This window comes from Bifidobacterium angulatum DSM 20098 = JCM 7096 (genome assembly GCF_001025155.1).
Lineage (GTDB): Bacteria > Actinomycetota > Actinomycetes > Actinomycetales > Bifidobacteriaceae > Bifidobacterium > Bifidobacterium angulatum.
In genome coordinates this window covers 1,560,740-1,581,508 of the sequence record NZ_AP012322.1, presented here as the reverse complement: position 1 = coordinate 1,581,508, position 20,769 = coordinate 1,560,740, and the positions used below count along the sequence as shown (strand labels likewise).

Genomic DNA, 20,769 nt, shown 5'->3' with positions numbered 1-20,769 from the left:
TATGGTGGCCATGCCGGCGTTCCCCGGGAATTTAAGTATCGATACGAATGAGCGAGCGATAAGGAACGTCCATTGGCTACGACTACAGCTAAGACGAACACCAATACCAATATTGCGCGCGCCGACCAGCATGACATCGACCTGCACAAGGCGTCGGACCGCGTGAACTTCGGCTCCATCAAGGAGCCGATCGATGTGCCCTACCTGCTGGGCGTGCAGACCGACAGCTTCGATTGGCTGATCGGTGCCGACCGCTGGAAGAAGCGCGTGGAAGAGGACGAGAAGAACGGCACCATCACCACGCCGCACGTCTCCGGCCTTGACGAGGTTTTCAACGAGATTTCCCCGATCGAGAACTTCGCCCAGACCATGAGCCTGACCTTCTCCGACCCGTACTTCGAAGAACCGCGCCACACCGTGCAGGAATGCAAGGAGAAGGACTACACCTACTCCGCACCGCTGTACGTCAACGCAGAATTCGAAAACGGCGAAACCGGCGAAATCAAGTCCCAGACCGTGTTCATGGGCGATTTCCCGCTGCAGACTCCGCATGGCACCTTCATCATCGGCGGCACCGAGCGAGTGATCGTGTCCCAGCTGGTGCGTTCCCCCGGCGTGTACTTCGACCGTCAGCAGGATCGCAACTCCGACAAGGAAGTCTTCGGCGCGAAGATCATCCCGAGCCGTGGCGCATGGCTTGAGTTCGAAATCGACAAGAAGGACCAGCCGCAGGTTCGCGTGGATCGCAAGCGCAAGCAGTCCGCCATCGTCTTCCTCATGGCCATCGGCATGACCAAGCAGGAGATCCGCGAGGCCTTCCAGGACTACCCGCTGGTGCTCGACGCTCTGGACAACACCAAGCTGCAGACCCAGGACGAAGCCCTCAAGGACATGTACAGCAAGATTCGCCCGGCCGACACCGCCACTCCGGAAGCCGGCAAGAACCTGCTCGACTCCTTCTACTTCAACACCAAGCGCTACGATCTGGCCCGCGTCGGCCGCTACAAGATCAACCGCAAGCTTGGTCTTGAAACCGACATGAACGACCGTTCCCTGTCGCGCGAAGACATCATCGCCACCATCAAGTACCTCGTCACCCTGCACGACGGCAAGGCCACCTTCCCGGGCAAGCGCAACGGCGAGGACGTGGAGCTGCGCGTCGACGTGGACGATATCGACCACTTCGGCAACCGTCGTATCCGCCAGGTCGGCGAACTGATCCAGAACCAGCTGCGCACCGGCCTGAGCCGTATGGAGCGCGTGGTGCGCGAGCGTATGACCACTCAGGACGCCGAGGCCATCACCCCGCAGTCCCTGATCAACATCCGCCCGGTGAACGCCACCATCAAGGAGTTCTTCGGCACCTCCCAGCTGTCCCAGTTCATGGACCAGAACAACCCGCTGTCCGGTGTGACCAACAAGCGTCGTCTGTCCGCACTGGGCCCCGGCGGCCTGTCCCGCGATCGCGCCTCCATGGAAGTGCGAGACGTGCACCCGTCCCACTTCGGCCGTATGTGCCCGATCGAATCCCCTGAAGGCCCGAACATTGGTCTGATCGGTTCGCTGGCAACCTTCGGCCGCGTCAACCCGTTCGGCTTCATCGAGACCCCGTACCGCAAGGTCGTCAACGGCCATGTGACCGACGAGGTCGAGTACATGACCGCCGACCGCGATCTCGACCACGTGATCGCCCAGGCCAACCAGGAGCTCGACGAGAACAACAACTTCGTCCACAGCGACGCCCTTGCCCGAGTCGGCGAGGAAGAAGCGGTCGATGTGCCCGTCAGCCAGGTCGACTACATGGACGTTTCCCCGCGTCAGATGACCTCGCTGGGCGCCTCCCTGATCCCGTTCCTGGAGCATGATGAGGGCCACCGAGCACTGATGGGTACCAACATGCAGCGTCAGGCCGTGCCGCTGATCGAATCCGAGCGCCCGCTGGTGGGCACCGGCTCCGAATGGCGCGCCGCCAACGATTCCGGCGACGTGATCAAGGCCGACAAGGACGGCGTGGTCACCTACGTGTCCGCCGACATGATCCGCGTGATGAACGACGATGGCACCACCAGCTCCTACAAGCTGGCCAAGTTCCAGCGTTCCAACCAGACCACCTGCTACAACCAGCGTCCGCTGATCCACGACGGTGAGCGCGTCGAAGCCGGTTCCGTACTGGCCGACGGCCCCGCCATCCAGAAGGGCGAGCTGGCACTGGGCAAGAACCTGCTCATCGCCTTCATGCCGTGGAACGGCTACAACTACGAGGATGCTGTGATCATCTCCCAGCGCCTCGTGCAGGACGACACCCTGAGCTCCATCCACATCGAGGAGTACGAGATCGACGCCCGCGAAACCAAGCTGGGCGCCGAAGAGATCACCCGAGACCTGCCGAACGTCGGCGAGGATGCGGTGGCCAACCTCGACGAGCGCGGCATCATCCGCATCGGCGCCGAGGTCGAAGCCGGCGACATCCTGGTCGGTAAGGTCACCCCGAAGGGCGAGACCGAGCTCACCCCGGAAGAGCGCCTGCTGCGCGCCATCTTCGGTGAGAAGAGCCGCGAAGTGCGCGACACCTCGCTGCGCGTGCCCCACGGCGAGACCGGTACCGTCATCGGCATCAAGGAGATCACCCGCGAGGATGCCGAGGAGGACGGCGACGAGCTGCCCAACGGCGTCAACCAGATGATCCGCGTCTACATCGCCCAGCACCGTAAGATCACGGTCGGCGATAAGCTCTCCGGCCGCCACGGCAACAAGGGCTGCATCTCCCGCATCCTGCCGGAAGAGGACATGCCGTTCCTGGCGGACGGTACCCCGGTCGACATCATGCTGAACCCGCTGGGCGTGCCTTCTCGAATGAACCTCGGCCAGGTGCTGGAACTGCACCTCGGCTGGATCGCCCACTGCGGTTGGGACATCTCCCTCGACCCGAACATGGAAGCCGAATGGAAGAAGCTCATCCCGCAGGGCGCCGAAAAGGCCGAGCCGAACACCCCGGTCGCCACCCCGGTGTTCGACGGCGTCAAGCCGGACGTGCTCAAGGGCCTGCTGTCCACCACCCTGCCGAACCGTGACGGCGACCGTCTGGTCGGCCCCGACGGCAAGGCCACCCTGTATGACGGCCGCACCGGCGAGCCGTTCTTCCGCCCGATCTCCGTCGGCTACATGTACATGCTGAAGCTGCACCACCTGGTCGACGACAAGATCCACGCACGTTCCACCGGCCCGTACTCCATGATCACCCAGCAGCCGCTGGGCGGTAAGGCGCAGTTCGGTGGCCAGCGCTTCGGCGAGATGGAAGTGTGGGCCCTCGAGGCCTACGGTGCCGCCTACACGCTGCACGAGATGATGACCACCAAGTCCGATGACGTCGACGGCCGCGTGCGCGTCTACGGTGCCATCGTTAAGGGCGAGAACCTGCCGCCTGCAGGCATCCCGGAATCCTTCAAGGTGCTCCTGAAGGAAATGCAGTCCCTGTCCCTGAACGTCGAGGTGCTCAACGCGGACGGCGTTGCCATCGATATGAAGGACGAGGACGACGACCCGGCCGGCGCATCCGACGATCTTGGCTTCAACATCGGCGCCCGCCCCGACGCGGCCGCCAAGGAAGACCAGGCTGCCGCCGAGCCCGAATATCAGTGATAGCGAACGGAAGATAAGGAAACACAGTGCTGGATGTCAACGCATTTGACAAGCTGAAGATCGGCCTGGCCACCGCAGACGATATTCGCGGCTGGAGCCACGGCGAGGTCAAGAAGCCAGAAACCATCAACTACCGTACCCTCAAGCCCGAGAAGGACGGTCTGTTCGGCGAACAGATCTTCGGTCCTACCCGCGACTGGGAGTGCGCCTGCGGCAAGTACAAGCGCGTGCGCTTCAAGGGCATCGTGTGCGAACGATGCGGCGTCGAAGTCACCAAGAGCCGTGTGCGCCGTGAGCGCATGGGCCATATCGAGCTTGCCGCCCCGGTGACCCACATCTGGTTCTTCAAGGGTGTGCCGTCCCGCTTGGGCTACATGCTCAACGTGACCCCGAAGGATCTGGAGAAGGTCATCTACTTCGCCTCCTACATGGTCACCGACGTGAACGAGGAGCAGCGCCATCAGGATCTGCCCGACCTGCAGGACGAGTTCGATCACGAAATCGCCAACCTCGAGAAGCGCCGCAACAACGACATCGAGGATCGTGCCAAGAAGGTCGAATCCGACCTGGCCGAACTCGAAGCCATCGGCGAAGCCAAGGGCCCGGCAAGGACCAAGCTGCGCAACTCCGCCGAACGTGATATGGCGGCCATCCGCCAGCGCTACGACGAGCAGATCGCCCGTCTGAACGCCGTGTTCGACAAGTTCAAGAAGCTCAAGCCCGGCGACATCGTCGACGACGTGGATCTGTGGCGCGAAATGCAGGACCGCTACGAGGACTACTTCGACGGTTGCATGGGTGCGGAAGCCGTGAAGAAGCGTCTGCAGTCCCTCGACCTCGAAGCCATCGCGGCCCAGCTGCGTGAGGAAATCAAGGACGCCTCCGAGCAGAAGAAGACCAAGGCGCTCAAGCGTCTCAAGGTCGTCAATGCCTTCCTGACCACCGGCAACAAGCCGGAGGCCATGGTGCTCGACGTGATCCCGGTCATCCCGCCGGATCTGCGCCCGATGGTCCAGCTCGACGGCGGCCGTTTCGCCACCTCCGATCTGAACGATCTGTACCGCCGCGTGATCAACCGTAACAACCGTCTGAAGCGACTCATCGAGCTCGGCGCCCCGGAGATCATGCTCAACAACGAGAAGCGCATGCTGCAGGAAGCCGTCGACTCCCTGTTCGACAACGGCCGCCGCGGCCGTCCGGTCACCGGCGCCTCCAACCGCCCGCTGAAGTCCCTGAGCGACATGCTCAAGGGTAAGCAGGGCCGCTTCCGTCAGAACCTGCTGGGTAAGCGCGTGGACTACTCCGGCCGTTCCGTGATCGTGGTCGGCCCGGAGCTGCGCATGCACCAGTGCGGCCTGCCCAAGCCGATGGCCCTGGAGCTGTTCAAGCCGTTCGTGATCAAGCGCCTGGTGGATCAGGGCTTCGCCCAGAACATGAAGAGCGCCAAGCGCCTGGTGGATCGTGGCGACTCCGCCGTGTGGGGCGTGCTCGAGGAGGTCATCTCCGAGCATCCCGTGCTGCTGAACCGTGCTCCTACGCTGCACCGTCTGGGCATCCAGGCCTTCGAGCCGATCCTGGTCGAAGGCAAGGCCATCCACCTGCCGCCGCTGGCCTGCGCCGCCTTCAACGCCGACTTCGACGGCGATCAGATGGCAGTCCACCTGCCGCTGAGCGCCGAAGCCCAGGCTGAGGCCCGCTCGCTGATGATGGCTTCCGACAACATCCTGAAGCCGGCAGACGGCCACACCGTGACCATGCCGTCCCAGGATATGATCCTCGGCCTGTACTACCTGTCCACCGTGATGGAAGGCGCCAAGGGCCAGGGCCGCGTGTTCTCCTCGCTCGCCGAGGCCGAAATGGCCCTCGACCTGCACGAGATCGACATGCAGGCCGAAGTGCTCATCCGCATGCCCGCCGACTTCGTACTGCCGGAAGGCTGGGAGCCGCGTGAGATCAAGGTCGTCGACAAGGACGGCCACGACGATCTCGAAACCGTCAAGGAAGAGCGTTTCCACGACGGCACCACGCTGTTCGCCACCTCCTACGGCCGTGTGCTGTTCAACGAGACCCTGCCTGTCGACTACCCGTTCGTGAACGTGCCGGTCGGCAAGAAGCAGCTGTCCAAGATCGTCGACGACATCGCGACCCGCTACTCCACCGCCCAGGTGGCAGCCTCCCTGGATGCCCTGAAGGATATGGGCTTCACCCGCGCACCGTGGTCCGGTGTCTCCTTCGCCTTCTCCGACGTTATCGAACCGCCGGAGCGCGAAGAGTTCATCGCCAGGTACGAGGACGAGGCGGCACAGGTCAACGAGAACTTCGAAATGGGTCTGATGACCGAGGAGGAGCGCCGCAACGAGCTCATCAAGCTCTGGACCGAGTGCACCGCCGAAGTCTCCAAGGCCGTCGAGAAGCACTTCGATGCCAAGAACAACCTCGCCATCATCGTGCAGTCCGGTGCACGAGGAAACATGATGCAGATCAACCAGATCGCAGGTATGCGAGGCCTCGTGGCGAACCCGAAGGGCGAGATCATTCCTCGACCGGTGAAGTCCAACTACCGTGACGGCCTGTCCGTGCTGGAGTACTTCATCTCCCAGCACGGTGCACGTAAGGGTCTGGCCGATACCGCACTGCGTACCGCAGAATCCGGTTACCTGACCCGTCGTCTGGTGGATGTCTCCCAGGACGTGATCGTGCGCGAAGAGGACTGCGGCACCAAGGCCGGCATCGACGTGCAGGTCGCCGAGCGCAACGCCAACGGCGAACTCGTGCTCGTCAAGAACGCCGACGGTGGCCCGTACTCCCGTCTGCTCGCAGCCGACGTCATCGACCCGGCCGACGGCAAGACCGTGCTGTACAAGCGCAACGACGCCCTGTCCATGGACGTGCTCGACGACCTCGTGGCCCACGGCGTGGAATACGTCAAGTGCCGTTCCGTGCTGTCCTGCGAATCCAAGCGTGGCGTGTGCGCCAAGTGCTATGGCTGGTCTATGGCCACCAACAAGCTCGTCGACGTCGGCGAGACCGTTGGTATCGTGGCCGCACAGTCCATCGGCGAGCCTGGTACCCAGCTGACGCTGCGTTCCTTCCACTCCGGTGGCGTCGCCTCTGCTTCCGATATCACCCAGGGTCTTCCGCGTGTCACCGAGCTTTTCGAAGCCCGTACGCCGAAGGGCGAGTCCCCGATCACCGAATTCGCGGGCACGATCAAGATCACGGACACTGACCGTGGTCGTCAGATCATCCTGACCCCGGATTCCGATTCCGGTGCCCCGACCGAAGACGGTGCGATCAAGCCGATCGTCTACTCCGTCTCCCGCCGCGTCAAGGCGCTGGTGCAGGACGGCGAGCATGTCGAGACCGGCACCCAGCTGATCGAGGGCTCCGTCGACCCGAAGAAGATCCTGCGCATCATCGGCAAGCGCGCCGCACAGATGAACATCGTGGAGGAAGTGCACAACGTGTACCGCTCCCAGGGCGTGGATATCCACGACAAGCATATCGAGGTCATCGTGCACCAGATGAGCCGCCGCATCACCGTGGTCGACTCTGGCGAAACCGATCTGCTGCCGGGCGAGCTCGTCGACCAGCAGCGCTTCCGCGAGGTCAACAAGGCCGCCGTGAAGGCAGGCAAGAAGCCGGCTTCCGGTCGTCCGGAGCTCATGGGCATCACCAAGGCTTCGCTGGCCACCGATTCGTGGCTGTCCGCCGCCTCCTTCCAGGAGACCACCCGCGTGCTCACCGACGCCGCCTTGAATGAGAAGGTCGATGACCTCAAGGGCCTCAAGGAGAACGTCATCATCGGTAAGCTCATCCCGGCCGGCACCGGTCTGGCCCGCTACCGCAACGCCACGGTGGAACCTGACAAGGCCATCCGCGACACCATCTACCCGAACTTCGGGCTTGGTGGCGATATGGGCGAAGGCGTCGACTTCGGCGACGGCGATATGGCCGATGTGGACTTCTCCCACATCGACTTCGGCGATCTGAAGCTCGGCGAGGACTTCAACCCGGATGACTTCCTCAACGACGAAGGCGGCACCGCCGACTTCGGCGGAGAGACCGTCTGATCCGCTGAACAGTGGTCGGTTTGCATGACAAACCGCAACGCCTAGAACGAATGGCCCGGAACCGGTAGAACGGTTCCGGGCCATTCGCATAGTTCAGGGCGTTATCGGGAATGCGCGATCAGGGATGCATGCCGTGTCCGCTGATGCCGTTCGTTTGTCGGTGTCTGTCGGGGGCTTGTCAGTGTTTGTTGGTGTGTTCCGTTGCGTTTGCTTGCCGGCGCGTTCGGGACCCCCGCCGTTGAGCTTGCACGATGCGTGATTGGGCGGCTGGTCGAAGCCGTTGCGCAACCGACCGTGCAAACCGCTGCGGCCGCAAAGGCAGAGGCGTGGTCAGGGCCAGCCAACGGTGTGCAGGGGTCAGTGACGCCGATGCCGCGGAACGCACCTGATCGAGCTGCCGCCAATACGCCACGGCATCGGTCGCAGTCGCCTGCGCATCCGCGAATGCCGCGGCATCGGCGGCATCGGCCAGCTGACGAACCATACCGGCGATGGCGGGGCATTGCCGTTCGATGATTGACGCCTGCATACGCCGAGTACGGTTGAGGGGAACGTCAGCCAGATCGGTATGGCGAAGGTGCTCGACCAGCATCCGCCATCCCGCCGCCATGCACAGTCGTGGAACAGGTATGCGCCGGGCACGTCGCACTCGAAAGGCGTTATAGAGCAACGCCAATCCCGCCGCGATCCCTACTAGCCATACAGGGCCGAGACACAGCACCACAACGCCAGCAATACGAAGAAACGCATGCCACGCCCGAGGCTTTTCCGATGCCGAGGTATTCCGTTCCCTTTGCTGCGCCTGGTCTGGAGGATCGCGTTCCTCACGGAGCGGGTCGGCAAGCGAAGGCGATGACCGCACCAAAGGGGATTCAACGCTCGTAGGAGTAAGATCCTGCGACTCGTCAGGGGTTTTCGTCTCCTTCGGAGTGGGAAAGAACGGCACCCACCCGAACCGTTCAAGCTCGATCTCCACCCACGCTTCAATATCATTGCCCGTGAATTCGGTCACCGTATGGCCGTCGATCTGTTTCGCGCGCGTTGACGACAGCATGCCGTTGCCATCCTTGGGAATAACGCCGAGGACTACGCGACTGGGCAAACCGAGTTCCCGAGCCATCAACGCCATCAGGGAGGCATATTGTTCGCCATCGCCCACCATGCCGCTTCCCTGCAGCATCGAGAGCAAACGATGACTGCCATGCCCGGCCATCGAGGGATGCTCGCCTTGCAAGCCATGCGAGAACCATCCCTCGGAATGCAACCATGTAGACAGTGCCAGGGCCATCGCCCCTCCGGTGGTCTGCCCGCCGGCGATGCCTGAAGCCAACGCGCCTATTTCACGAGGAACGCTGTCGGCCGACGATACGGTGGTTTTGGCGCCCACTGCCGCTGCGATATCCGTATTCTTCGGAATGGGGCGAAGCATGGTACCGACGGTGTAGACCATACCCTCCTCCATGCCGGTCGGATATATGGCCGCGTTGGTTTCTGCACTGTAGAACAGATTGCGCCGATCAGCATGGCCCTGCATGGTTATGCCGTTTGGCGTGCCGGCGATGGGCAGCCAGCTATGGCCGGAAAGCCCTTTGCCTATGGCGAAGGTGACGGTTGTGCCGTTGCCGCTGGCCGTACCGGTTTCGGCGCTATATGCCGTTGTGTCGGACTTGGCGGTACTGGACTTGGTGGTGTCGGACTTGGTGGTGTCGGAAGCGCCCGATCCCATAACACGGTAGGTGGCGGTCCCGCGCTCGTCGGCGCACCCGGCGACATTCCACACATTGCCGTCGAAACAGGTCATGACGGCCATACGCACCGGAGTGGCGGCAGGTAGATCGTATGCGGTGAGAATCGTATCGTTACGATGCTCCTTGACAAATGTGCGCATGCCGGCAAGCGGACTGGTGGTGTCCCTCATGATGAGCGGCGGCTCGTAATGGTCGCGCAGTACGAATCGATGATGTGGCATGAGTCTGCATGAGCCCAAGCCGGCGCCAAGCGCCAGTGTCAGCACCAACAGCGATGCCAGCCAGCGTCGCGGACGGCGCCATCCGCATCGCGCGGCGGTCCAGGGGAGAAGCACGGCGATGGCGGCGGCTCCCAACAGGCCGGCATGCCAGCCGTCTTTGGTGCCCAACAGGGCGGATAGGGCGAAGGTGACGAGAATGGGGATTGCGGGTGCAACGCCGAATCCGGCGATGTGGCTCAGGGCGGCGCTGGAGGCGGCCAGAGCACACCAGAGCGCCATCGTCCATACCGCCGGCAACGACATGGCATCCGTGCCGACCGGTGGTGTGGCGGAGATCAGATACTTGTAGGAGGCAAGCAATTGATTCCATCGTTGGGTGATCGTGCCGACGGCAAACGCTGCCGTATCACCGGTCACGCCGGGGAAAACGAGCGCCGGCCCGATAAGAAACTGACAGAGCATCATGAACGCCAGCGTCGCCATCCACCGGATGACGGGCTTCGATCGGCTGGCACGCCGGAATACGGATGAACAGATCGCCGGCAGGCATCCGCATGCCGTTGCCGCCAGCACGCTGATTGCCCATGCGGTTGGATAGTCGTATGCTCCGACAAGATTGCCGCATGCCAACACGGTGAGTGCAAACACGCACGCCAGATTGACGGTGACGGACGCAAACCCGCGCGAATCCGCTGTTTTGGACGCCAAGGCGCGTGGGGGAGCAGGGCATGACGCTGCCGTCGCGGACTGCCGCGCCGACTGCCGCGTCGACTGGATGGAGACGGTGACGGGGCGTGTGCGAGCCCATTCGGGGACGTCCCGCCGGACTGCCCTGGATGGGAGTGCGTGTGCCGCCATGACCAATGCCTTCGCTGTGGCGGGCGATGTTGGCGTGCCAGTCGATGCGGATGATGCGGTCGACGAATGACGTGTTGGCGTGTCATGCCATGCGCCCATAGCGGCTCACCGCCTTCCACAGCTGGGCAAGCTGATCGAGCGAGCCAACGGTAAGTATCGTCTCGTCCGCGTGGGGAGCGATGGATGGTTCGGCATCGGCGCTCGCCACTATGACGATGCGAGTGGCTTGTGGGTAACGCCCCTTGATCTGCGATCGCAGCGTATGGGCGTCATGACGGGAGCCGATCACATGGCAGTACATCGAGATGCCGTGCTGTGGTGGGGAAGCGGTGTCGCATGGCTGGGCGGTCCGGTTGGTCTGCGGGGTGAAGCCGCTGCACAGGTCGAGCAGATCCGCCACGCGTTGAATGCCGATCCGACCTGAAACGGCATCGACGTATAGGCGATCATGCCGGTTCAGACAATGCGCTCCGATCGACGCGACCACGGATACGGCCAGTTCGAATTCCTCCCTGTCCGAATAATCCGAGGCATTCGAATCGAAGCACAGCCGGGTCGTTGAACAACGGGTGCGATCATATTGACGAATCATCGGAACACCTGTTTTTGCCGTGCTCAGCCAATGCACGCCGCGCATGTCATCCCCTGGAACATAGGGGCGTAACCCCTGAAAGGAAATCCCATCATCCGCAATACCGGGCAGATCGTCGCCGTCAAGATCCTGGAAACGCCCTGTCAGCGAATATGGCAGGCAGACGGTTCTCGGATGAATGTGGACGGTTGGTCCTGTACAGAGCCGTTGCTCATGGCAGGTGAGGGCGAACGGTCCTGTCTGCTGTATCGACAATGATTCGATGGCGATCCGTGAGCGTGGCGGAGCGTTCAGACTCAGGTCGATCCGATGCTCCTGCCCGGCGTGGAGTGGAGGAACGGGAATATGGTGCGGGGTGCCGTCGATATGCAGAACCATAGCGGAGGGAAGCATTACAGAAACCGGGGTATGCAGAATCATCTGAATGCCGACATCATGCCCCTGAACCACATGCAGGGCGTCGACGCTCAGTGCTGCGGTGATACTGCTGCACGGTGTGGGGAGTATGAGTGCCGCACCCAGCACGCTCAGTACTACGACTGCGAACACCAGCAGTTCATGCCAACCCAACAGGGCGAAAGCCGGAATCAGAACCATGCCGAACAATCCGGCAAGTCTGCCTGATGGGGTGATGCCGGGCAGACGTCGCAGATACATGCTTCGGGCATGATGTTGCAAAACCGATGGAGTCAAAGAGCGTGCTCGCGCCGCCAGCACGCCGGCAAAGGATTTGACGGCGGCGAACGGTGAGCGTGCCAATGCCGGTGCCAACGCAGGACGACGAAGCCAATGGGATCGCGCTGTCATGGCAGGGCCCTTTCTCCGCCCATTGACGGTACCGGAACCTGTTCGCTGATGCGTCGCACAACATCCTCCTGACGTATTTCGGCGCATGCCGCTTCATCGGTGAGTGCCAGACGATGCGCAAGTACGGCGACGACATGCTCCATAACATCGTCAGGCAGCACGTAATCGCGGCCATTCGCTGCAGCGGCAACACGTGCGCAGCGCAACAACGCCAGCGCGCCGCGCATGGACGCGCCGGACGCCACCTGACTGTCACAACGCGTCTGTTCAACCAGTCGGACGATGTACTCGCCAATGGCATCATCCACGTGTACGCGCTCGGCAATGCCGCGCATGGCAAGCATCCATGACGATGCATGTGCTGGGGCATCGGATGATGGCGATCCCGATCCGCTCGATTGGTTATCCGGTGGGCGAAAACCATCCGAGTCGGTCGTCTCGACGCACTTGCGATGACTGGCATTGCGCAGAATCAGCAGTGCGGATTCACGTTCCGGATGCCCCAGCGATATACGCATCATGAACCTATCCATCTGCGCTTCCGGCAAGGCATAGGTGCCAAGATGGCCGGAAGGATTCTGCGTGGCGATCACCATAAAAGGCTGCGGCACGTCATATGTCGTTCCATCGATGGTGATCTGTTCCTCCTCCATTACCTCCAATAGAGCCGACTGCGTTTTCGGTGAGGCCCTGTTGATCTCGTCGGCCAGCACCAGCGAGGCGAATACCGGCCCCTTCCGCCACGAGAACGTGCCGGTGCTCTGGTCATACAACGTGACGCCCAGCACATCGGACGGCAGCAGATCCGGTGTGAACTGGATGCGTCCGAACGTCGAGCCGATTGTGTGCGCCGTGGTGCGGGCCAATCGTGTTTTTCCGGTGCCGGGCTCGTCTTCCAACAGCAGATGCCCGCCGGCGAACAATACCGTGAGCAGCTGCCTGATCGCAGTCGGCTTGCCGATGATATCGGCCGCTATGCGTTCCGAAAGTTCGGCGAATGCCCGTTGGAACGCCTCGACGTTTTCCGGTGCTGCAGCGGGCGGCGTATCGCCGTTGCCATCGGGACTGACATATGAGCTGCGGTCGGTGGCGGGGATTGCGCCCAACAGAGTATTGGCATCGGTGTCGGCATCGGTGTCGGCATTGGCATCGGTATGGGGGCGTGGCTGGTTCCGCCCCGCCTCAGGCATATGAAGCGGCACGATGAAGGGGTATGCGCTCGCGGTTCGGGCGGTGGCCGATTGGCGTGTGACATCCGATATGTGCGTGGCGTCCGATATGCGCGTGGCGTCACATATCCGGGTTTCGTCCGGTATCCGATTCTCGTCCGGTATCCGTCCCTTAATGGGCGGGTGTTCGGGGCTACCGGGAATACGTACGCAATTCATAGGCGTCTCCTGAATAGTGGTTGTTTGATGGTGCTATTGCATGTCCGGAATTCGTGTCGCGCCGGCTTCGCAGCATCGCCGGCATGGAAGAGGGAATGACGGCGCGTGCGCCCTCCACAAGATTCCCTGTGGACTCATGTACTGCGTCAAGCCGGTGGTCGCCGCCGTTGGCGGTGACGTGAACCGTCCAACGGTATGAGGCGGCATCCGGCAGCGAGGACACGTCGATGCGTTGGGTGACTGATGGTTCCCATACGAAGGGAACCGCATTAATGAGCAGACGAATGGTGGCTGGTTGCCCATACGTGTCTATATGGCCGCCACGCACGATGATGTGGTTGCGTCCATCCCATCGGATGGAGGTCGGTGGCGTGATATTCGCGGCAGGCTTGTTCATACTGAGATCGGCGGGCCCGATCATGGTGGCTCCGGATTCGCCGTTCAGCAGAGCGGTGACGGTCCCCGTTTCGCATGGGGTCCAGGGGGCTGGCGTGTATTCCAATACACCGGTTTTCCGGGAACTGGTCATGCCATGCAATTGGGCCATAACGGAATCGGCTTTGCCGGTAATACGCCATCGCATGGTGCAAACGGCATCCGAACCATCCGCGTTCGCGAACTCGGCACGCCCTATGGGCGTGACGGGAGTGACCGATGCCGATTCGGAACGCATCTGCAGACCATGATTCGTCTCCACGGTGGCGTTTATCGACAGTTGTGAGAAGAACTCGCTATCTGCGATGTCGAATGCGAACGAGGTGCTTGTGCAAGTCGGCTCCCTGCTCAGTGCGTGGCCATTCACCGTAATGCTGGTGCAGGAATTGCCGCGCATCTCGCCTAGGGCGATCGATCCCCTGATGATATTCGGCTCGCTGGCATCCTGGCGCATGGTGATGACAGGACGATCGGGGATGCCGTAGACTTCACCGGCGTTCACGGTCAGGCCGGCCTGATTTCCGGATCCGACGGCATTCGCGGCGCGGACGCCGACGGTGAACGACAGGGAAGCGGATAGCATGGCGTCCGAGATCTGGAATGAGGCTTGTAAAGCATCGGCTTCGATCTGCTGTTCATGGCGGCTGCCGTCGGAACCGGTGAGCGTGACGGTGTAGGACGTTGGTGCGCTGAACGCCGTGCCGCTGCCGGAAGGAGGCTGCCACGTGACGTGCAAAGCGTTCCTTCCGCCGGTCGCATGGAGGCGCAACGGCGTTCCCGGAGGAGCGTCCGGAGTAGCAGTGACGGTGTTGGAATACGCCGACCAGCCGATATCGTTTCTGGCTCGCACCGTGAACGTGTATTGCCTGCCATTGGACAATCCGTCGATGGTGCACACCGTATCGGTTCCGCACGATACCGTGTTATGGCCGGTGGCATGCACCTCGTATTCAAGAATCTCAGCACCATTGTTCCTGCCGGGATTCCAGACTAGGGTAACGGCTCCATCCTGCGATTGCGCGCGCATGATTGACAGTGACGGGGCGTCGGGAACGTCCGTTGTCGCCACATGCAGTATGCCGGTGACCATGCGGTCCTTCGCCCGGGTCGCGTCCGCGACGGTAACGGCGACATCATACGATCCGCTGCCATTGATGGCGCGTACTGCGATGTCGCCTGATTCGTCGCATCGTATCGTGACGGACTCTCCTGTGGCTGTGCCAGTGTCTATGCCTGTGCATTGCGTTACCGTAAGCGGAGTGCCGGGGAAGGGGTTATAGGCGTCGGCCAGTATGTTGACATGCTGTGTTGCGCCGGCGTGCAGCCGTATGGTCCGTTCCGCGATGCGGGCGAGCGGACGTGAAGAGGCCACGATGCGCACGCTCAATCCCGCTTCCACCGTATCCGTTCCGGCATGGATGCGAATCGGAATGCTGACGGTTGCGCCGGGACTGGCCTCATCGGCGATGCGTATCCGCAACTGCCCGGTGTTCGACACGGTGGCTTGTATGGCTTGAGAGGTCAGTCCCCCCGAATAGGTGAAACGTTCCGAAGACTCGCGATGGCTGGTGGATATGGTCAATGCATGCAGGTCGATGAGGCGATCGGTATCGCCGGGTGCCATATCGATTGTCGTTGTGGGGAACGTGGGCAGTGATTGCCGCCCTCCCGTAACGGTGACGGGCACCATGATCGTTGCGGATGCGCCAGGCTTTCCGCTTCTGGGATCGGCGTCCGTGGCGGTGAGCGCGATCGAAGCCGGGCCGGCATAATCGTTCGGGGCGGTGAATCGTATGGTTTTCCCGCCGTCAAGCGCTATGCCGTCCCCGCCTTTGGCGGTTGCGATGGGTTCGCGGCTGTCGGCATAGGCCGTTTTCCCTGCGCCGACGCGTACATAATCGGCAAGGGCGAAGGTGATGGTTTTCCCCGATGGTACGGTCAGTTCCGGTGCATCGGGTCGCAGCGTCGGTGGAAAGGCCCCGTATGCCGGTACATGGATGAAGGCGGTGGAGCCGAGTCCATGCACGGTATTCGTAACGGTGTATGGAATCGTGTACGCCTCCTGCGCGAGTTCCAACGTGATGACGGTACCCTGCACGCTGCCGTGCGCTTGTCGCCGGGCCGCATCGTCCACGTGCACGGATAATTCGCTGAACGGGCCGGAAGGGTTTGCGATCCGGTCCGCGATATTCACCGTCACCTTGCGTTTGCCGAGCGTCGTATGCGCCGCGATCCTGTGGTCGTAGGCTTGCGGGGGTCTGATTCTGGCGGTTCTGCTGACCTGTACGCTCAGTGTGGCAGTGTCTTCAAGACCTGCCTGATTGCGCACGGTATAGATGATGTAGTAGGTGCCTTCGTGCTCTGGCGCTGTGAAGGTGATTGCGCTGCCGGTCACGCGGGCGTCGATTCGCCCGTGGGTCTCCAGTTTGCGCAGCAGCGTAAGATTCGCGCCGTCGTGCGATAGGTCATTGGCGGTGACGGGCACGGCGAGTGTGCTTCCGGGGCGTACTGTTACATCATCGTCGCGGGCCGTTACGCCGCTGGGTGAGGATGCCGCGGATATGCCTACCCGGATCGTGGCTTGGGATTTGCGTCCGGACCAATCCTCCACCGCATAGGAGAAGCTGTCGGTACCGTTGGCATCGGTATAGGCCTCGTAGATCATGTAATCCGCGCCGGTTTCCACGATTCGCCCGCGCGCGGGAGTCTCGTTGCCCAATCCCAACAGCATCACGTCGTCGGCATCGTCGACGCCGCCAAGTGCGATGGGGATGCGTACCGTGCCGCCTGGAGCGACTCGGGTTTGGATATCGCGCGGTTTGGGTGGTTTTTTGCTGTCGGCATCACGCTGGTGCACGGCAAAGGTTACGGTTGCGGACACGGTTTCGCCGTAGTCGTTGCCGACGGTGTAGACGGCCGAATATTCTCCGGGGCGGTCCGGTGCTTGGTATCGGATGGAAAGTTCCGATGCGTGCACCATGCCCTGAAATGATGCCGTGGTGTTCAGCCTGCCTTCCAGCGTCATTCCGGCATCCTCGTCATAGCGTATATGGCTCAGCACATCCACGGTGCGGGTGCCGCCGCATCGCACGGGGACGGTGAAGTCTTCGGCGCGTATCAGTGCCGGGCCTGAAACCGTGCTTGCTGGATGCACGATGATGCTTCCCTGCGAGGTGCCGACCGCATTCACTGCGGTATAGGTGATGGTGATCGGAGCGTCCAACGGGTGCCGGGCTTCCAGATGCACTCTGTTTCGTGCCACTACGGTCGTGCGGATCGTGGTATCGGGCGGTGCCGAAGCGGAAGCGAGGGAAAGCACGCCGCCCATCGGGTCGAGGTCGTTGGATAACGGCTCGAGTATGGCGGTGCCGTTGGCTCCTAATACGACGACATCGTTTGTCGTGATGGGCGTGGAGCGTTCCGTGGCAGGCGGACTGACGTTGAATCGTATGGTTCCTGCGGATTGCTGTCGCCCCTGTCGCACCGTGAACGGCACGTGGTAGGTGCCTGGCGAGGCCGCGGTGAACGAGACGGTCATGTCCGATCCGTTCGCCGTTGTGCTCGTGTTCTCTGGTGCCGTGACGTCGGTCAATAACGGGGTATGCGTGCCAGTGGCATGAATGTAGGGCGACAGGTCGACGGTGACGGGAACCGCCGAGATGGCATCCTGCGATATCGGGTCGATCTGCGCGCCCAGACTATCCGCGGCGTGAATGGCGAAGAACACGATTCCCGTCGTGGCGGCGGTTCCGTCGGAAACGGTCAGCTCAACACCGATCCTGCCTGATTCCACCGTTCCGGCGTCGAAGGTCAGCCGCCCATCCGCGCGGGCGGAGAGGCGTGTGCCACTGTTCTGAGGCTTTGCCGATACCAACGTCAGCGGATCGCCGTCCGGGTCGGTGAAGGAATCCAGCACGCTTGCCGTGTAGGATGCGCCCCGTTCGACGGGGATATCCGCAGGAACGTCGGTCTGCACCGGCGGCTGATTGCGATTGGCCTCGGCGACGTTCAGGCGTACGGAGGCGGAAGCGCTTTGGCCGTGCCCGTCCGAAACGCTGTAGGTGAACCGTATGGTGCCGCTTGGCAATTCGGAAGCATCGACCTGCAGATATCGCCCATGACGAACCGGCGTGATGCGCACAGCGCCGCCTGTCGGCGCGCCGATCCGGTCGATACGAAGCGCGGAACAGCCGGTACTTTCGTCGTTACGTAGCACGTCAAGCGTCATGCGGCTTGACGGGCGAATGCCGAATTCATCATCCACAGCCCGTATATGGCCGGTGGACGAGGACGAAGAATCGCAGTCGGGCGTTACGGAATGCTTGGCTTCCAAGGCTGTGGAGGAATCCTCGCGCTGCTGGTCGCGATCCGGTTGCAGGGCGTTCCACTGCAGCGCGATGGTCTCAGGCGAACGCTGCGGGTTCCAGATGGTGCCGTTTGCAACGTCGTTGAGCACAACATGACGATGGTTGGCCCGAAACACCAGCTCCGAGGAAGGCGTCACCGATGCGAGCGATATGAAATCCGCATGCTCGGCAGACGGCGAGCACGCTTGGATGGCATTATCGGTATGCTGCGCGAACGCCGCATGCACGCATCCGCCAGCCGAAACCGGTTGCGCCGGCGCTCCCGAGCCTAGGGAATCCAACAGCACGGGTTCGGGCGACTGCGTCCGAAGGCTGATCAGGGCGAGTTTGCCCGGCAGAGCAATCGCAACCCAGCCGGATTGCCTGTCATCGGTCGGCGTCGACTGCAAGAGCATGCGCCCGGAATCATCGATGGTGGTTTCGCCTCCCGGGAACACGAGCCGATTGCCTGACAATACGACGGGAACACCGTCGACTACGGTGAATGCCGAAACAGCCAGGCGTTCACCGCCGGACAGGGAACAGACCGATGCCGCTCGTCGGTCTGAACGTGTGAACGACAATACCGTGCCGTCGCTCGGCCGGTACCCCCATACGGTGCCTTGGTAATCGACGACCGCCTTGCCTCCGGTTCCCAACCGCATGACCGGCGTGCCGCTCGCCTTGGCAAGTTCACCGATGCGTTCCAGGGAGCCGGTGTGCAGGTCGCCGCTGCGACGGGAAACCATCGCCACGGTTCCGCCGCCCAGCAGCATGATGCTGTCGCGTGTGGAAACGTCATAGTCGGTGATGTTCAACGTCGGTGCGTCTATGGAAGCGATATGCGTGCTTCCGGCAAGCAGCGCATCGTCTCCGGATTGCAGGATGTCGAAGCGACCCTTCATGGCGCGCACCGCTCCTGTGGGCTCTTCGATGTCCGCATTGAACCGTACCGCCTTGCCGTGGCTCTGCGACATGACCCATACGCTGCCATCGTCGCAGTGCACCTGATGCCTGACTACGGACTGCACCACCAGCACGCCGGCTATGAAGGCCAGCAGCATAACGAGGATGAGCGCTGGGGGAATGCGCCGGCGTATGTGCGGCGGCATGGGGAAAGAAGATGGTACATCGGCGTTGCGTATGCGGCGCCATAGACGAGGTGAAGGCAAAGGCATGATGATCCGTTCGGTGAAGTGGCGGCGGGGATTATGAGGGCAGGGACTCGAAGTGAGGACGAATACGGTGCGATGGCGGTAAGGCGAAGCGCTATGGAAACGCCATCCGGCAGACTCCGGCAGATTCAGGCAGACTCAGGCAGACTCCAGCGGATTTTGGCAGACGAAAGCATGCAACGGCATGTAACGACAGGCAACGGAAATGGATCTGCGTCGCCATCTGCGCCGAATCGGCATGGGCGCAGCCAGGTCTTCCGGTATCCGGCCGGCTATAGGCGTGTCATGGCGCCGGCCGAGGTCAGGAGATCCGCATCCGCGCCTGAACGTTCGACTCCTCGGCATCAAGGATGTGAACCGGTTCCGGCATCTGCACCGAATCCGTATGCGTGCCGGCTAGCACGATCAGGAACAGCAGCAGCGGAATCGCGGAGAGTGCCGCCATAGGCGTTTTGCGCCAAGGCGAGCGCCGATTCCGGTCTGCATGGCCAGACCGCGTGGCGGATCGTCCTCTCGGCGGAACGGCTGATCGCGGTGAGGAGATTGCCATGCCGGTGGGTGCTTCCGCGACCGGGGAGAGCATCGTGCGCTTGGAGGACACCAGTAGATCTGCGCGCCGCAGCTCCAATGCAAAATCCGGCATGGAGGGGAATCGGTCCGATGGATTCTTCGCCATTGCCCGCCGCAACAGCAGTTCGACGGGTTCAGGAACGTCCGGGCGGTTGAGCGGGGGTACCGGCTGGGAGAGAATGATGCTCCGCAGCTGCGCACTGGACCGTGGGCGATACCCGTATTCGAACGGTGACGCCCCGGCAAGCAAGGCATACAGCAATGCGGCTAGGGAATACATGTCGGTGCCTTCGCATGGCTTGCGATGCGCAAGCGATTCCGGTGCCGACCAGGGGATCGAATAGCAGGCGTCGTCTGCCCCGTAAACGCTGCAGGCGGTGCCGAAATCGGCCAGCACGGGCTCGCCTGCCGCGGTGATCAGCACATTGCCGGGTTTGATGTCGCGGTGCACTATACCCGCGCGGTGCACCGCACAGAGCGCATCCGCCAATTTGACACCGAAACGAAGCATGTCGGCGCAAGAGGTTTCGCGGGTGCGCAGCAGACTATGGCAGTTGCCGCCGGATGCATATTCGAAAACAAGGTAGTTCAAGCCAGAGCCTGCGGTCCCCATCGCAAGCAAGGGAAGAATGTGAGGGTGCTGCGGCAGCAGCCCCAGAATGTGGGCTTCATGGGCGATGCGAGCCGAAGCCTGCGGGTGGCGGGCGACATTGCCCACCTTGACGGCCACCGGGCGGTTCCGGTCCAGCTGTCGGTAGAGGTATACGTTCGCGGTGGAGCCTGAACCAATCGGGCGGACGAACGTGAATCCGTCGATGGTCGGTGGCTCGGAGCCTAACGGAGGCGAGGTGTTCTTGATCATGATTCGTTCCTTCCACATTGAGGGTGTAAGCATTCTGCGTGACGGCATGGACGGG

General features: G+C 62.1%; 9 protein-coding genes. 4 read left to right on the top strand and 5 right to left on the bottom strand.

Features of this window, described 5'->3' with window-relative positions; translation table 11 throughout:
* The first annotated feature begins 72 nt into the window (after positions 1-72).
* Together rpoB and BBAG_RS06275 are read left to right on the top strand one after the other, a co-directional pair.
* Positions 73-3,639: a DNA-directed RNA polymerase subunit beta gene (gene rpoB / locus BBAG_RS06280; RefSeq protein WP_003827094.1), complete on the top strand. Its 3,567-nt coding sequence runs from the start codon at positions 73-75 to the stop codon at positions 3,637-3,639.
* Positions 3,640-3,665: 26 nt separating this feature from the next.
* Positions 3,666-7,712 carry a DNA-directed RNA polymerase subunit beta' gene (locus BBAG_RS06275; protein WP_003827093.1) on the top strand — a complete coding sequence of 1,349 codons (4,047 nt, stop codon included), beginning with the start codon at positions 3,666-3,668 and terminating at the stop codon, positions 7,710-7,712.
* A 178-nt stretch (positions 7,713-7,890) separates the two neighbouring features.
* On the opposite strand, the gene BBAG_RS08510 is transcribed toward BBAG_RS06275, so the two are convergent.
* A complete protein-coding gene (locus BBAG_RS08510) occupies positions 7,891-10,146 on the bottom strand; it encodes a transglutaminase-like domain-containing protein (RefSeq protein WP_050754782.1) in 2,256 nt (751 codons plus the stop codon).
* Between BBAG_RS08510 and BBAG_RS08785 the strand changes: the two genes are divergently transcribed.
* Together BBAG_RS08785 and BBAG_RS08590 are read left to right on the top strand one after the other, a co-directional pair.
* Positions 10,145-10,279, top strand: coding sequence for a hypothetical protein (locus tag BBAG_RS08785; protein WP_269147681.1), 135 nt, complete (start codon positions 10,145-10,147; stop codon positions 10,277-10,279). The genes BBAG_RS08510 and BBAG_RS08785 overlap by 2 nt on opposite strands.
* A gap of 36 nt (positions 10,280-10,315) precedes the next feature.
* A complete protein-coding gene (locus tag BBAG_RS08590) occupies positions 10,316-10,609 on the top strand; it encodes a hypothetical protein (RefSeq protein ID WP_033509099.1) in 294 nt (97 codons plus the stop codon).
* A gap of 12 nt (positions 10,610-10,621) precedes the next feature.
* Here BBAG_RS08590 and BBAG_RS08355 read toward each other — a convergent pair whose 3' ends face one another.
* The 4 genes from BBAG_RS08355 to BBAG_RS06235 form a co-directional block, all read right to left on the bottom strand.
* Positions 10,622-11,788, bottom strand: coding sequence for a DUF58 domain-containing protein (locus BBAG_RS08355; protein WP_167555756.1), 1,167 nt, complete (start codon positions 11,786-11,788; stop codon positions 10,622-10,624).
* 146 nt (positions 11,789-11,934) lie between these two features.
* Complete coding sequence (locus tag BBAG_RS06245; protein ID WP_231855854.1) at positions 11,935-13,140, bottom strand: AAA family ATPase; 1,206 nt, start codon at positions 13,138-13,140, stop codon at positions 11,935-11,937.
* A gap of 160 nt (positions 13,141-13,300) precedes the next feature.
* Entirely contained in the window at positions 13,301-19,219 is a 5,919-nt protein-coding gene (locus tag BBAG_RS06240; protein ID WP_167555755.1) for a fibronectin type III domain-containing protein, read from the bottom strand.
* Between the two features lie 364 nt (positions 19,220-19,583).
* A complete protein-coding gene (locus tag BBAG_RS06235) occupies positions 19,584-20,714 on the bottom strand; it encodes a serine/threonine-protein kinase (protein WP_050754780.1) in 1,131 nt (376 codons plus the stop codon).
* Positions 20,715-20,769 lie beyond the last annotated feature (55 nt).